General features: G+C 72.0%; 11 protein-coding genes. 5 read left to right on the plus strand and 6 right to left on the minus strand.

Going from position 1 to position 14380, the window contains the following annotated elements; genetic code table 11:
* Positions 1 to 85 precede the first annotated feature (85 nt).
* The 3 genes from ACGFNP_RS55015 to ACGFNP_RS55025 all read right to left on the minus strand — a co-directional run bounded on the left by ACGFNP_RS55015 (position 86) and on the right by ACGFNP_RS55025 (position 4703).
* Positions 86 to 631 carry a GNAT family N-acetyltransferase gene (locus ACGFNP_RS55015; protein ID WP_393332258.1) on the minus strand — a complete coding sequence of 182 codons (546 nt, stop codon included), beginning with the start codon at positions 629 to 631 and terminating at the stop codon, positions 86 to 88.
* Between the two features lie 21 nt (positions 632 to 652).
* Positions 653 to 1687, minus strand: coding sequence for a hypothetical protein (locus ACGFNP_RS55020; RefSeq protein ID WP_393332261.1), 1035 nt, complete (start codon positions 1685 to 1687; stop codon positions 653 to 655).
* A 76-nt stretch (positions 1688 to 1763) separates the two neighbouring features.
* On the minus strand, positions 1764 to 4703 hold the full coding sequence (locus tag ACGFNP_RS55025; protein ID WP_393332264.1) for a bifunctional [glutamine synthetase] adenylyltransferase/[glutamine synthetase]-adenylyl-L-tyrosine phosphorylase: 2940 nt from the start codon (positions 4701 to 4703) through the stop codon (positions 1764 to 1766).
* An 83-nt stretch (positions 4704 to 4786) separates the two neighbouring features.
* Here ACGFNP_RS55025 and ACGFNP_RS55030 point away from each other — a divergent pair, with 83 nt between their 5' ends.
* Positions 4787 to 5332, plus strand: coding sequence for an HXXEE domain-containing protein (locus ACGFNP_RS55030; RefSeq protein WP_358318286.1), 546 nt, complete (start codon positions 4787 to 4789; stop codon positions 5330 to 5332).
* Between the two features lie 56 nt (positions 5333 to 5388).
* On the opposite strand, the gene ACGFNP_RS55035 is transcribed toward ACGFNP_RS55030, so the two are convergent.
* Both ACGFNP_RS55035 and ACGFNP_RS55040 read right to left on the minus strand, forming a co-directional pair.
* Positions 5389 to 6276 carry a hypothetical protein gene (locus tag ACGFNP_RS55035; protein ID WP_358318285.1) on the minus strand — a complete coding sequence of 296 codons (888 nt, stop codon included), beginning with the start codon at positions 6274 to 6276 and terminating at the stop codon, positions 5389 to 5391.
* A 71-nt stretch (positions 6277 to 6347) separates the two neighbouring features.
* Entirely contained in the window at positions 6348 to 7049 is a 702-nt protein-coding gene (locus tag ACGFNP_RS55040) for a type 1 glutamine amidotransferase (protein ID WP_358318284.1), read from the minus strand.
* A gap of 55 nt (positions 7050 to 7104) precedes the next feature.
* Here ACGFNP_RS55040 and ACGFNP_RS55045 point away from each other — a divergent pair, with 55 nt between their 5' ends.
* Both ACGFNP_RS55045 and ACGFNP_RS55050 read left to right on the plus strand, forming a co-directional pair.
* Complete coding sequence (locus ACGFNP_RS55045) at positions 7105 to 10518, plus strand: protein kinase (RefSeq protein ID WP_393332269.1); 3414 nt, start codon at positions 7105 to 7107, stop codon at positions 10516 to 10518.
* A 9-nt stretch (positions 10519 to 10527) separates the two neighbouring features.
* The gene (locus ACGFNP_RS55050) at positions 10528 to 11382 is read left to right on the plus strand and encodes an alpha/beta fold hydrolase (RefSeq protein WP_358318282.1); all 855 of its coding nucleotides are present in this window, start codon (positions 10528 to 10530) and stop codon (positions 11380 to 11382) included.
* Positions 11383 to 11430: 48 nt separating this feature from the next.
* Here the strand turns inward: ACGFNP_RS55050 and ACGFNP_RS55055 are convergent, their stop codons facing one another.
* A complete protein-coding gene (locus ACGFNP_RS55055) occupies positions 11431 to 12150 on the minus strand; it encodes a hypothetical protein (protein ID WP_358318281.1) in 720 nt (239 codons plus the stop codon).
* Between the two features lie 236 nt (positions 12151 to 12386).
* On the opposite strand from ACGFNP_RS55055, the gene ACGFNP_RS55060 reads away from it, so the two are divergent.
* Complete coding sequence (locus ACGFNP_RS55060; RefSeq protein WP_393332572.1) at positions 12387 to 13628, plus strand: serine hydrolase domain-containing protein; 1242 nt, start codon at positions 12387 to 12389, stop codon at positions 13626 to 13628.
* 299 nt (positions 13629 to 13927) lie between these two features.
* Entirely contained in the window at positions 13928 to 14278 is a 351-nt protein-coding gene (locus ACGFNP_RS55065; RefSeq protein WP_358318280.1) for a hypothetical protein, read from the plus strand.
* The last annotated feature ends 102 nt before the right edge of the window (positions 14279 to 14380 follow it).

The raw sequence follows: 14380 nt of genomic DNA on the forward strand, positions 1-14380 counted from the left end.
GTCAAGAACGACCATTCCTAAATAACATCGTGAACGCCGCCGGCTACGCCACCGAAGGTGGCAAGCATCGAGGGCGCACTGAACACTAACGAGGGCCGAGCGCCTGACCTCGCTTGAGCCGGTACAGGACGTGCGGGCGGAGCGGGTTGTCCTCCGCGATGCCCGGGAAGTAGAAGTCGTCGGCTATGTCGCGGGTCATGCCCAGGCGTTCCATGACCTTGCGTGAGCGGGTGTTCCGCACGGTCGTCATGGAGACGATCTCGTCCAGCCCCGCCTCTTCGAACCCGTACCGTACGGCCCGCCTGGCCGCCTCGATCGCGTACCCGTGCCCCCAGGCCACCTTCGCCAGCCGCCAGCCGACCTCGACGGCCGGCGTGAACGGCGCCTCGAACGTCTGCAGGACCAGCCCGGTGAACCCGATGAACGCGCCGCTCTCGCGCACCTCCAGCGCCCAGAGCCCGTAGCCGTGAGCCTCGAAGCCCTCCTCGATCCGGTCGACGAAGGTGTCGCTCTGCTCCCTGCTCAACAGGGCTGGGAAGTGCTCCATCACCTCGGCGTCGGCGTTCATCGCCGCGAATGGATCCCGGTCTTCGTCGCGCCATCTGCGCATGATGAGCCGTTCTGTCTCCATCCGATGAACACTAACCCAGATCTAACGCCGGCCGCGGATGCCGGTGAGGCGGCGGAGCAGGTCCCACCAGAACGACGCGCCGAACAGCAGCGCCACGAACGTCAGCAGATAACCGGGCCAGTGGCTGAGCGTGGTGAGGCGGTCCCACCACATGCGGCCGTTCCAGTTGACGCTCGGCTCGCCCTCGGCCGGGATCACGACGTTGACGATCGCGTGGTCGAACACCTTGACCAGCGCGGGCTGGCTCAGCGTGTCGGTGATGCAGGGCACCGGGTTCGACTGCGCGCACTGCGCCTTGAGCTCGCTGTAGGCGTCGGGCCCCGCCTCGGACACGGCCGTGACCGAGGCGCGGAAGGCGTTGTCGCGCAGCAGGGTCTTGCCGTATTCGAGCCCGTCCATCGTGAACAGCAGCACCACCACGACGCCGAGCAGGGCGACGACCCACTTGACGTAGCGCTTGTAGAGCATCGACAGCCGCTGCATCTCGCCGTCGAACCAGGTCTCCACGCCCTGCCGGAAGCGGTCCATGTCGCGCTGCGCGGAGTCCCACACGCCCTTGAGATGGCCGTGCAGCGGGCTGCCCATCGCCTTGAGCTTGGCCAGCAGCCCCTCGACGCCGTCCTTCTCGACGGCCGCCATCTCCATCAGCGCCACCGCGAAGCGTTCCGGCGGGATGTTGGCGATGCTGGTGCGGCCCCTCTTCGGGTGGTCGATCTCCTGGACCCGCTGGTAGAGGAGTTTCGTCATGGCGTCTTCGGCCTTGGTCTCGTGCTCGGGCGCCTGCGCCGCCTCGACCGGGGCCGGCTGGTCGCTGTGGACCGGCCGTGGATCGCGGACGAACGGCAACGACGCGAACACGTCCGCCACCTTGGCGGGCAGCCAGGACTTTCCCTGCGCGTCGCTGCCGTCCATGGTGTCACGGAGGTAGGCCCACAGGAACTTGCTGCGGATGCCGAGCAGCCGTACGAAAGCCTCGTTCAGCCCGCTCACCAGCAGCGAAAGCATGAGGAACGCGAGCACCAGACCTAAGGCCAGGTCAACGTAGATGGAAAGCACAATCGATCACCCCGCGCCTTGATACACCCGCGAGGCACCGTCCGCACGGCTTGTAGCCAAGCTGTGACAGCCGGGGTCAGGAGTCGTAGAAGACCCGGTGGACCACCTGGCGGGCGCGGCGGGTCACCCGGCGGTAGTCGTCGAGGAAGTCCTCCGAGCCGTCGGGAGCGTAGCCGAGCATGCGAGCGATGAGCCTGCGCTCCCTGACGTCGGCCGGGACGCTGTCGCCGGGTCGGCCCTTGACCAGCATGACCGCGTCCCTGATGCGGGAGGCGAAGCGCCAGGCCTCCGCCAGCACCGCCTCATCGGCGCGCGCGAGCAGATCCTCCGCCTCGGCCGCCCGCAGCGCCTCCAAGGTACGGGTGGTCCGCAGCGCGGGGTGCCCGGCCGCGAAGCGGAGCTGCAGCAGTTGCGCCACCCACTCGACGTCCGACAGGCCGCCGGGGCCCAGTTTGGTGTGCAGGGCGGGGTCGGCGCCGCGCGGCAGCCGTTCGGCCTCCATGCGGGCCTTGATCCGCCTGATCTCGCGTACGACGTCGTCGGGCAGGCCGTCAGGCGGATAACGCAGCTCGTCGATCATGGAGATGAACTCGGCGCCGAGCGCGGCGTCACCGGCGGAGAAGCGGGCCCGCAGCAGCGCCTGCGCCTCCCACGGAGACGACCAGCGCGCGTAGTAGGCGCGGTAGGAGGCCAGCGTACGGACGAGCGGGCCCTGCCTGCCCTCGGGGCGCAGGTCGGGGTCGATGAGCAGCGGCGGGTCGGGGGCGGGCAGGGCGAGCAGCCGGCGCAGCTCGTTGGCGACCGCGTACGCGGCGTCGGTGGCGTCGCGTTCGGTGGCGCCGGGCACGGGCGAGTGCACGAACATCACGTCGGCGTCGCTGGCGTAGGAGGACTCCATGCCGCCGAGCCGTCCCATGGCGATCACCGCGAACCTGGTCGGCAGCTCCGCCCGCCGCTCTACCTCGACCTTGCCGATCGCCACGTCCAGCGCGGCCTGAATGGTCACGTCGTTCAGCGACGACAGCGCCACCCCGACGTGCTCAATGCTCATAAGTCCGGAAATGTCGGCTACGGCCGTACGGAACAGCTCCCGCCGCCGCAGCGCGCGCACCGCCGCCACCGCCGACTCCATGTCGGTCCCGTGTCTCGACACGGCGGCCGACGCCTCCTTCAGCAGCGCGTCCGGCGGGCGCGGGGACAGGCCCTCGTCGGAGCCCAGCAGCCCGACGGCGTCGGGCGCGTTCAGGAGCAGGCCGGTCGCGTAGCGGCTGGTGCCGAGCATCCGCGCCATCCGCGCCGCCACGGCCGTCTCATCGCGCAGCAGCCGTAGGTACCACGGCGTGGCACCGAGCTTGTCGCTCACCTGGCGGAACCCGAGCAGCCCCGCGTCCGGGTCGGGCGCGTCGGCGAACCAGCCGAGCATGACCGGCAGCAGCGTCCGCTGGATCGCCGCCCGCCGCGAGACGCCCGTGGTCAGGGCGGCGATGTGGCGCAGGGCGCCGTTGGGGTCGACGTAGCCGAGCGCCTCCAGCCGGGCGGCCGCCGCCGTGGTGGACAGCCGGGCCTCCGACTCGGGCAGCCGGGCCACCGCCTGCAGCAGCGGCCGGTAGAACAGCTTCTCGTGCAGCCGCCGCGCCTCCCGCGCGTGGCGCCGCCACCTGGCGGTGAACTCCCCCACCGGGTCGGCGTGCATGCCGAGCGCGCGGCCCAGCCTGCGCAGGTCGTCGGGGTCCGACGGCAGGATGTGCGTACGGCGCAGCCGGTGCAGTTGCAGCAGGTGCTCCACCTGGCGCAGGAACGTGTACGCCTCGGCCAGCCCGCGCGAGTCCTCGCGCCCCACGTAGCCGCCGCGGGAGAGCGCGGCCAGGGCGGGCAGCGTGGCCTTGCGCCGCAGCAGCGGATCGAGCCGCCCGTGCACGAGCTGCAGCAACTGCACCGCGAACTCGATGTCACGCAGCCCGCCGGGGCCCAGCTTGATCTGGCGCTCGCCCTCGGCCCGTACGTGGGACTCGACGCGGCGGCGCATGGCCTGCACGTCCTCGACGAAGTGCTCCCGGGTCGCCGCCGACCAGACGAACTCGTTGACCGCCTCGACGTAGGCCGCGCCCAGCGCGAGGTCGCCCGCCACCGGCCGCGCCTTGAGCAGCGCCTGGAACTCCCAGGTCTTGGCCCAGCGCCGGTAGTAGGCCAGATGGCTGCCCAGCGTGCGTACCAGCGGTCCCGCCCGGCCTTCCGGCCGCAGCCCGGCGTCGACCTCCCACAGCGAGCCCTCCGGGGTGGTCGTGGTGCAGGCCCGCATCATGGCCTGGGCCAGCCGGGTGGCGCCGCGCAGGGCCGCCGTCTCGTCGGCGCCCTCGCGCGGCTCGGCCACGAAGATCACGTCAACGTCGCTGATGTAGTTGAGCTCCCTGGCGCCCTGCTTGCCCATGCCGACCACCGCCAGCCGTACGTCACTCGCGTCGACCTCGGCCCGCGCGATGGCCAGCGCGGCCTCCAGCGCCGCGCCCGCGAGGTCGGACAGCTCGGCGGTGACGTCGGGCAGCCCGATCTGCCCGGTGAGGTCCCGGGCGGCCAGATGCAGCAGCCGCCCGCGGTAGGCGACCCGCAGCGTCACCAGCGCGTCGGGATCCGACGCGCGCGGCTCGTCCTCCTCCGGCTCGGCGCCGACCGCGCGCAGCAGCTCCGTCCGCGCGTCTCCGAGCTCGGGCACGGCCATCAGCCCGAGCTGCTCGGGATGGCGTACGAGATGCTCCCCCAACGCGGCGCTCACCCCGAGCACCGCGAGCACCCGGGCCTGGAGGTCTTCGTCCGCGCGCAGGGTGTCGAGCACGGTGGGCTCGCGCTCGGCGAGCCGGGTCAGGGAGGCGAGCGCCAGATCGGGGTCGGCCACGGCTACCAGTCCTTTGAGCAGGTCGTCCAGCTCGGTCCCCGACTGTCGTACCAGGGTCGCGGCCCGTGCGCCGTCGGCGAAGCCGAGCTTTGCCAGGCGGGCGGCGGTGGACTCGATCCTTGGCACACCCCCATCTTGACAGCCCTCTGGTTCCAGAGCCTAAAGTTAAACGCAACGTTGCGTTGCATTTTGGGCAGGGAGGTTCCTGGATGGACGGCGTGCCGGCGGCGGTGACGTGGGGTCTGCTCGCGGCCTGGGCGGTGCACGACGCGGAGGAGCTGGCCACGATGGCCCGCTGGACCCGCGAGGCCCGGCCGGAGCTGGAGCGGCGCTACCCGCGTGTTCCGTGGCGGCGGCTGGAGCTGTCGCAGCGGCAGGTCACCGTGGCGATCGGGCTGATGGGCGGCGTCATGGCCGGGGCGTCGGCCGCGGGGGCGCGCACCGGAGGGCGTAGCCCGGTGTTCCAGGCGGTGCTGGCCGGGTTCGGCCTGCATGGGGTGGGCCATCTGGCGCAGTCGGCGGTCGCGCGTGGCTACACGCCTGGCGTGGTGACGGCGCCGGTGGTGGTGATCCCGTTCACGGTGTGGGCGTGGCGGCGGCTCAGGGCGGCCGGCGTGCCGGCGGCGAGCGGCCGGTCGGCCCTGGCCGGGCTGGCCGCCCTGCCGCTCGTCCTGGGCGGCGTCCACGCACTCGCCCACGCGCTCACCGAACAGCGCGTCCGATCACTCACCCCGCCCCGCGCCCGCCGCCGGTAACCCGCCGAGCACCGCGTGCCGCGCGGCCGCCGGAAGCGCGCCCGGCGCCCGGCGTGTCAGTCGACGCAGACCAGGAACTGGTCCGTGTCCCAGGGGCCGGCCAGGCCGGTCTCGTCCTCGGCCGCCCGCGTGGTCGCCTCGTTCAGCGCGGCCGACGGGAAGACGGCCGTCGGGATGACCTGGTTCTGCTGGCCGCCGTTGCCGACGCCCGTTCCGACGATGCGCTGGGCGGGGTTCGGGCAGGCGACGAGGGAGCTCTTGGGGCTGGCGGAGTTGCCCTGGAGCTGGGCGGGCATCTCCACCGCGTAGCCCGGCGGCTGGTCACCGCACACGGCGAAGGCCGTCACCCGCCACCTTCCCGCGAACCCGCCCTCGGCCTCGTAGGCGTTGGCGAAGGTGAAGGCGTCCTGGAGGCCGATCTCCGTCAGGAAGACCTTCCCGTCGCCGCCGTCGATCCGGCCACCGGTGCCCAGCGCGACCTTGCCCGCCGGGCAGTTGACGGTCTGCGCGTCGCTGGGCGGCGAGCCCGGCGTTCCTGGCTGCCTGAGATAGACGAGCCCGGGAAGTTTCCCGCACACCGCGTACACCTTCAGCCGCCACTGTCCGCCGAAGCCGTTGAAGTCCTCGTGCGCGGCGGCCTCGAAGTAATGCCCGGAGCCGTGGGCCACCGGCTCCAGCCGGGTGAGCACCACCTGCGCGGTGGCGTTCGGCGCCTGCCCCGCCGTACCCCCCTCGATGGAGGCGCCGCCGCTGATCACCCGCGTTCCGTGCGGGCAGCGGGCGCGGGCCGATTTCGCTTTCGCGGAGTCCTTGCCGGTCTGCGCCGAGACCCTGACGACCTGCGGGGCCGAACGCGCCGCCGCGTCCGCCACCGGCCCCGCCAAGGTCAGACCGATCGTCGCGCACACCGCCAGGGCCGCGCGCACTGCCGTGCGTCGTTTCATGACCGTCCTACCCCCCTCGATCGATGAGGCAGCGTAGGACGGCCCGGGAGCCGATCGCGTCAGGGAAGGACCTAGTGCATCCCCTGAATCGGCTCCCGATCACGATCCAGGACCACGCGCCCGAACGCCTCCGCCATCGGCCGCCAGGTGGCGACCAGCGCCTCCTCGGCCGCGGCGACCGCCGCGTTGAGCTCGCGGGCCGAGTCGAGGCCCGAGGCCGTGGTCCACGAGGCGAAGATCTCCGGCGTGGCCTCCGGGTGGAACTGCACCGCCCAGGCCGCCTCGCCGAGCCGGTACGCCTGGTTCGGGTACCGCTCACCGGTCATCAGCGGCACCGCCCCCTCAGGCAGCCGGGCCATCACGTCCTGGTGGTACTGGACGGCCACGGCCGTGCCGGCACCCGACAGCAGCGGATCGGCGGCCGCGGCGGGCAGCGCGGCCACCTCGCAGAGGCCCACCTCCAGCCCGGCGCCGCCCCGCTCCACCGTGCCGCCGCAGGCCAGGGTCATCAGCTGCGCGCCGAGGCAGATGGCCAGCGTGGGCGTCCCCTCCTCGACGGAGCGGGCCAGCAGGTCACGGGTGGCGGGCAGCCACGGGCAGCGCTCGTCCTCCCACGCGGCCGACTCCCCGCCGAGCACGATCAGCCCGCCGGCGGCCCGCTCGGGAACCTCCTCGCCCAAGTACGGACGGACGACGTCGCAGACCGGCCCCAGCCAGCCGCCCAAGTAGCCGAGCGGCGCGTCCGCCTCATGCTCGATAACCGTGATGCGCATAAGGAGTAATTTATCCGCCCAAAACTTTCACCACACCATTCGCATCAAACAGCCCGTGAGCGAACTGATCGACGGAGACCCTCAGCGGCTGGGCGGTTACTGGCTGGCCGGACGTCTCGGCACGGGCGGCCAGGGCGTGGTCTACGAGGGCTACGCCGAGGACGGCCGCCGCGTGGCGATCAAGGTGCTGTACGGCGACCAGCCGGCGCAACTGGCCAGGGAGGCGGCCGCGGCACGGCGGGTGGCCGGGTTCTGCACCGCCAGCGTCCTGGAGGCCGAGCTGGAGGGGCCCAGGCCGTACATCGTCAGCGAGTACGTCCAGGGCCCCAGCCTGCGCAAGGCCGTCATGGAGGGACGCCGCTTCGGCGGCGGCGACCTGCACCGGCTCGCCACGGCCGTGGCCACCGCGCTGACCGCCATCCACGACGCCGGCGTGATCCACCGCGATCTGAAACCCGACAACGTGCTGCTCGGCCCGGACGGCCCGCGAGTGATCGACTTCGGCATCGCGCGGACCGCGGAGATGTCGCTCACCGCGACGGGCATGGTGACGGGCACGCCCACGTACATGGCGCCCGAGGTGTTCGGCGGGCAGCGGGCCGGGACGCCCGCCGACGTGTTCGCCTGGGGCGCGATCATGGTGTACGCGGCCACCGGCGCCGACCCGTTCGAGGCCGAGAACCTGGGCGCGGTCATGCACCGGGTGCTGTCGGCCCGTCCCGACCTGAGCGCGCTGCCCGCGACGCTGCGGCCGCTGGTGGCCGCGGCGCTCAGCAAGGACCCGCTGGAGCGCCCGTCCGCTCGCGAGCTGCTGCTGGCCCTGGTGAGCGCGGAAGGCGGCCTCGACACCGGCCTGTTGCTCGCCGCAGGCGGCAAGGAGGCCGCGCGGGCGGGCGTCCCCGCCCACGATCCCGCGCTGGGCACCCTGGCCGAGGAGGCGTTCGCGCTGCTCGCCCCGGACGAGCGCGAACTCGCGCCCGAGGTCTTCCTCCGGCTGGTCACGCTGAGCGAACAGGGTGGCCTCGTGGTACGGCGGGCCCAGCTGGCCGAGCTCGTCGAGGGCCGGCCGCTGCCCGAGGTCTCGTCGGTCACCCGGATCCTGGAGGTGTTCGGCTACCTGCTGTCCAAGGAAGGCGAGGAGGTCTGGCTGGCCCGCCCCGCCCTGCCACTCGCCTGGCCGCGCTTTCGCCGCTGGGTCGACGCCAACCGGGACGGCCTGGCCGTCCACAGGGAGATCCTGAGCGCCGCGCAGCGGTGGAACCGGGCCGGGCGCCGGGACGGCGACCTGTTCCAGGGCAGCAGCCTGGAGAACGCGCTGCGGTGGGCGGCCACGGCCCGCCGGAACATCACCCTGTCCACCGCCGAACGCGACTTCCTCGACGCGGGCGCCGATCTGTCCAGGCGCAGGAGCAGGCGGACCAGGCTCGTCTCCGTCAGCCTGGCGGCCCTGCTGCTGATCTCGCTGGTGGCGACCGGCGTGGCCGTCCAGCAGAGCGCGGTCGCCGATGAGCGGGCCGACCGGATCGCCGCGCAGCGCGACCAGGCGGAGGCGGCGCGGCTGGCGCAGTTCGCGGGCACGCTGCGCAAGAGCGACCCGAGGGCGGCGATGCTGCTGAGCGTGGCCGCCTGGCGGCTGGACCGGACCCCGCAGACCAGGGCCGCGCTGACCGCTTCACTGGCGCAGCGCGAGGTCGCCGTGTTCAAGGATCCCGTCGCCTCCGGTGACGCGCTGCGGCTGCTGAGCGGCGGCGGCAGGACGCTGGCCAGCGTGAGCGACGGCGCGGTGCGGCTGTGGGACGTACGCACCGGCGGACGGACCGGCGGCATCGCCCGGCTGGGCATGGCGGGCGAGCGGCCCCTGGCCGCCGCCCTCTCCCCCACCGGCCAGAACCTGCTGGTCGCCACCGGCAAGCGGGTGCGGGTCTGGGACCTGCGTACCGGCAAGACCATCGGGATGTGGACGTTCGGCCATGACGTGGGCGACGACACGGGCACACCGGTCGGCGTCCGGTACGGGACGACCGACCGCTACGCGCTGATCCGCCTCGACCAGCACGAATACACCTGGGACCTGCGGACCGGCACCCGGACGAAGGACCCACTCACCGCGCACCCGGTCGTCTCACCCGACGGCAGGTCGACGGTGCGGCGGGTGGGCGGAAAACTGCGGATCACGGACCGCGCGGGCGGACCGGCGGCGACCCTCGGGAACGAGACGGACAGCTGGAACGGCGGCGAGGTGACCTTCAGCGCCGACGGGCGGCTGCTCGCCTCGGCGAGCGGGCAGAACATCCAGGTCTGGCGGGCGTACGACCGGCTGCTCACCACGCTGACGCTGCCCGGTGGCACGGAGGACGATTCCGTGCCACTGCCTCAGGTCGGCTTCGACGGCCACACGCTGCGCTATCTCAGCGAGGACCGCGTCTTCACCGTGGACCTGAGCGACCTCGCGGCGCGCGCGCCGAAACAGGCGCCCTCGTGGTCGTGGGCGAAGTTCGGTCCCGGCGGGCGGCAGGTCCTGAGCTCCGCGGACGGCTACCAGGTCTCCCTCGCCGATCCGCGCGGGCCACTCGGCGCCCCGGTGCTGAAGAGGCCCGATTCCGACCCGGCGGAGGCCGCGGCGATCAGCCCCGACGGGCGGCTGGCCGCGGTGGGCGGCATCAGCGGGTTCACGGTCCTCGACACCGGCACGCGGCGCACGCTCGCGAAGGCGGCGCCCCGCGGTGACCTGGCGGAATACGAGACCTCCTTCCTGGCCTTCAGCCCCGACGGCACGAAAGTGGCCACCGGGCTGCGCTACGTCGACGGGGGCGTGTCCACCCGCTACGCGGTGAGCGTCTGGGACTGGAAGTCGAAGCGCCAGCTGTGGTCGGCCACGGTGGGCGAGGTGCACGACGCCGACTTCTCTCCCGACGGCAAGGTGCTGGCGGTGGGGTCCGGCGAGCAGCACCTGTTCGACGCGGCGTCGGGCCGGCGGCTGGGCAAGCCGTTCGGGGGCACCGGCCAGGGCACGACCGTCACCGACGTGGTCTTCACCCACGACGGCAGGTCGCTGGCGGTCGTGGACTCCCGCGGTCGGATGAGCATCTACGACACCGCCACCAGGCAGCGGGTACGCCAGGCCGCGCTCGGCCCGCTCGCGGGCGGGGACGTCGCGGCCAGGTCACCCCGCGAGGACGTGGTCGCGCTGGTCACGCACGACCATCGGGTACGGCTCGTCGACCTGGCCGCCGGCGCGGACCTGGGCACGCTCGGCGACGGCGCCGACCACGGCGACCTGTACGGCCCGGCGTTCACCGCCGACGGCTCGGGGGTGAACATCCTGGACGACGAGGGGACCGTGCGCGAGCAGCCGGTCGAGCCGGGCAAGGTGGTGGCCGCGATCTGCGCCCGCGCCGGCCGGTCGCTGAGCCCCGGGGAGTGGCGAAGCTTCGTGCCAGGAGTGCCGTACCAGAAGGTTTGTCCATAAGATCCGGCTATGAGACTCGACGAGGTCGACGGCATGCGGGTCGCCACGTTCGGCACGGGATCGCGCCTGATCATCGCGGTGCACGGGATCACCGGCTCGCTGATGGCCTGGGCCACGGTGGCGCGGCGGCTGCCCGGGGACTGGTCTCTGGTGGCGATGGACCTGCGGGGCCGTGGGCACAGCGCGACGCTGCCCGGCCCGTACGGACTGGCCAGGCACGCCGAGGACGTGCTGCGCGTGGCCGACCACGTGGGCGCGGGACCCGAGACCGTGCTGACCGGGCACTCCATGGGCGCCTACATCGCGGCGCTGGCCGGCGCCGGACGCGAGTTCGCGCGGGTGGTGCTGGTCGACGGCGGGCTCCCGCTGCCCATGCCCGAGGGCGCCGATCCCGACGCGGTCCTGGAGGCCACCCTGGGACCGGCCGTGGAGCGGCTGCGCCGGACGTTCCCGTCACCGGAGGCGTACGTCGGCTTCTTCAAGGCGCACCCGGCCTTCCGCCACGGCTGGACCGCCGACGCCGAGGCGTACGTGCGTTACGACCTGACCGGGGACGAGGGCGCGCTGCGCTCGCGCGTGGCCGGTGACGCGGTGCGCGAGGACGGGCGCTGGATGTTCACCGAGTCGGAGCGCATCGGCGCGGCGCTGACCGCGATCCGGGCGCCGCTCTCACTGATCAGGGCGCCGCGCGGGCTGCTCGACCAGGACACCGGCATGCTGCCCGACGCGCTGGCGGCCACGTGGACGGCGCGCCTGCCCGGCCTCGCCGACGAGGTGATCCCGGACTGCAACCACTACACGATCATGTTCGACGACCGCTGCGCCTCGATCGTCGCCGACCGGCTGACGTCCGGCTCCCGCTGAACAGGCGGACGGCCCGGCACGATTCCGTGCCGGGCCGTCATGCCTTTCTCACGCTTCGCGTGGAGCGATCCAGGTGGCGCGCGCGGCCGCCACCAGCGTGCCGTCCACCTCGTAGATCGCGCTCTCGCCGAACAGCTTGCGGCCCTCACGGCCGGTCGCGCGGGCCACGACGGAGTAGGCCCCGCCCGCGTACAGCCGCCGATGGATCTGTACGGCCAGCCGCCCGAGCAGCGCCGACTCGCCGGGCTGGAAGTGGGCCCAGCCCGTGATGCAGTCGAGCGCCGCGCCCACGACGGAGGCGGGCACGCCGTCCTCATCGGCCACCGTGTACGGCACCACCCACCCGGCGGCCACCAGGTCGGTGCCCTCCACCGGGCCCGGGAAGATCCGCAGCCCGTCACCCGGCTCGCGCAGCCCGCAGGCGAAGCACTCGGGGAAGGCGTGGCCCCGCCAGCCGGCGAACCCGGCCTCGGCGCGGGCGGCGTCGTTGAACGGCACGAACTCGGGCGCCGTCAGGTCCTCGGCCACCGGGATGGCCTCGACCAGGAGCCTGTCACCCTCGTGGAGGTACACCGTGTTGGCGACGTGCTCCAGGCACAGGTCGGTCTCCAGAGGGGTGGGCGCGTGCAGCGTGACCTCGACCGCTGATCGATTGCCGCCCATCGCCTCCGCCATGGTCCCGGCTATCCAGCCGCCATTGGCGACTCCCGCCGGCCCCCTGAAGCGCTCAGGAACGGTCAACACGGTCTGCAGGGCAGCCGTCGTCATGCCACACCCTCCAACATCGCCCTATATGGCGAAATATCCGAAAAGTCTCTTTGGAACGGACCGATTTTAGCGGACGATCAGTTTCCTCACGCCCTCAGGAGGCTCTCGCCCCACCTCGTAACACTCCACAGGGGAGCAAAACTTCCCAGCGGCGACCCGGGCTGCGCCGGGTTCTCCATGTCCGTAAGATACGACGCCTACTTTGCACGGACGTTACCTAGGAGCCAGAAGTGACGATGCTCACTCGCAGGAGTCTGCTCAAGGCGGGGGCCGTCGCCGTACCCGCCGCCGCGATGACCGCTCGGCCGGCGCTCGCCGCGCCCGTCCCAGTGGTGGAGACCTCGGGGACCGCTCCCGCGTCGTTGGCCGGGTTCGACAATGTGATCAAGACCTTCGTGAAGGAACGCGAGATCTCCTGCGCCCAGTTGGCCGTCATGAAGAGCGGCAAGATCGTCCTGGCCCGCGGCTATCGCTACAACACCGGTGCCCAGGCGCTGCCCACCGTGACACCGACGTCGCTGTTCCGCATCGCCAGCCTGAGCAAGAACATCACCTCCGCCGCCATCATGCGGCTGGTGCAGGACGGCAAGCTGAGCCTTTCCGCCAAGGTGACCACGCTGCTCGGCCTCACCCCGGCCGACACCCGGATGAACCAGGTCACCGTGCTCAGGCTGATGCAGCACCTGGGCGGCTGGGACCGTGACACCTCCAAGCAGGACCAGCTCTGGCTGGACCACACGATCTCGGCCGCGCTGGACGTGCCGCTGCCGATCAGCCACGCCGACATCATCAAGTACGCCACGGGCCGGCAGCTCGACTTCGCCCCCGGGTCGAAGATGGTCTACAGCAACTACGGCTACATGCTGCTGGGCCGGATCATCGAGAAGGTGTCGGGCCTGTCGTACGAGACGTACGTCAAGACGAAGCTGCTCAAGCCGCTCGGCATCACGCGGATGCGGCTCGGCAGGAGCCTCAGGACCGAGGCCGCGTCCGGCGAGGTGATCTACCAGTCCCAGTACACCAACAAGACGGTCATGGACGAGTCGGGCACCGTCGTGCCGTACCCGTACGGCGGCTTCAACATGCCCAACCAGGACGCCAACGGCGGCTGGCTGGCCTCGGCCGTGGACCTCGTCCGGTGGACGCTGGCCTTCGACAGGCCGGGCACGGTGCTGAGCTCGGCGTCGATCGCCAAGCTGTTCGCCAAGCCGGAGATCGGCGTCAACTCCTCCGGCGCCTGGTACGGCGGCGGCTGGTGGGTCAGGCAGGTGACCGGGCACCTCAACACCTGGCACAACGGCTCGATGCCGGGCACGTTCTCCTACCTGGCGCGGCTGCAGAACGGCTGGAGCTACGCGGCGGTGTTCAACCGGCGCGAGGAGACCGGGACCCCGGACTTCGACGTGATCGACGACCAGATGAACAACGTCAAGATCACCACCTGGCCGACGACGGACCTCACCTCGAAGTACTTCTGACCTGACGACGCGGCGGCCGAGCCGGCCCGGCACCGGGCGATCGCTTCCGCACGTACGGCGGAGCTGGTCGTACGCAGGATCAGGGCGGCCATCGGCCGGCCGCCGCCGCCGAACCGGGTGCCGACCTCCCCGCTTTCTGGGACCGCGTCGCCAGGAACGCCCGCACGCTCTGAGGACCCGGCCCGCGACAGCCAGCCACCATCAGGCCACGACCTGCGACTGAAGTATCCTGACAGGGGTAGCTGATGTGGACTACGACTTCTCCCCGCCAGTACTTCACGTGTGTTGGAGGGAAGCCCATGAAAATCATCATCGCCGCCGCCGGATTGTCGCTGATCCCCATGTTCGGAATGGCCTCCACCTGGGATGGTAGCGACCGGCACGAGGTGAGCAGGTCCCAATATCAGGTCCTGATCGGGCAATGCCGTTATGCCGACTCCTCGCACGCACGGTTGAGGTGCCGCACCGCGGTCAGGGCGAACTACCGCGTGGGAAGTCGTGACCCCATGCTGGATTGCCGGACCTATTCCAGCGTGACCGTGTGCGGCACGTTGAACCTGAGCAGTGGCGAACGCGCCTGTGTGCGCGACTCCGTGGCCAAGCACCTGTCTTTCCGCCGGGCCGAGGTCGAGTGCTACGCGTTCCAATGATCGCCGCGTTGCGGACATAGTCGTGGGGGGGGGGGGGGGGGGGGGGGGGGCGACCGGGGGCGCGGGCGCGGCGGTCGGCGAGGATGTGGGGAGGGGGCGGGG

Source organism: Nonomuraea sp. NPDC049269 (assembly GCF_043197155.1).
Taxonomy (GTDB): Bacteria; Actinomycetota; Actinomycetes; order Streptosporangiales; family Streptosporangiaceae; genus Nonomuraea.

Bases quoted from the DNA above. Each gene is read 5' to 3' on its own strand.
- ACGFNP_RS55065 (WP_358318280.1), top strand. From the start codon at position 13,928: ATGAAAATCATCATCGCCGCCGCCGGATTGTCGCTGATCCCCATGTTC.
- ACGFNP_RS55015 (WP_393332258.1), bottom strand. From the start codon at position 631: ATGGAGACAGAACGGCTCATCATGCGCAGATGGCGCGACGAAGACCGG.
- ACGFNP_RS55060 (WP_393332572.1), top strand. From the start codon at position 12,387: ATGCTCACTCGCAGGAGTCTGCTCAAGGCGGGGGCCGTCGCCGTACCC.
- ACGFNP_RS55055 (WP_358318281.1), bottom strand. From the start codon at position 12,150: ATGACGACGGCTGCCCTGCAGACCGTGTTGACCGTTCCTGAGCGCTTC.
- ACGFNP_RS55035 (WP_358318285.1), bottom strand. From the start codon at position 6,276: ATGAAACGACGCACGGCAGTGCGCGCGGCCCTGGCGGTGTGCGCGACG.
- ACGFNP_RS55030 (WP_358318286.1), top strand. From the start codon at position 4,787: ATGGACGGCGTGCCGGCGGCGGTGACGTGGGGTCTGCTCGCGGCCTGG.
- ACGFNP_RS55040 (WP_358318284.1), bottom strand. From the start codon at position 7,049: ATGCGCATCACGGTTATCGAGCATGAGGCGGACGCGCCGCTCGGCTAC.
- ACGFNP_RS55050 (WP_358318282.1), top strand. From the start codon at position 10,528: ATGAGACTCGACGAGGTCGACGGCATGCGGGTCGCCACGTTCGGCACG.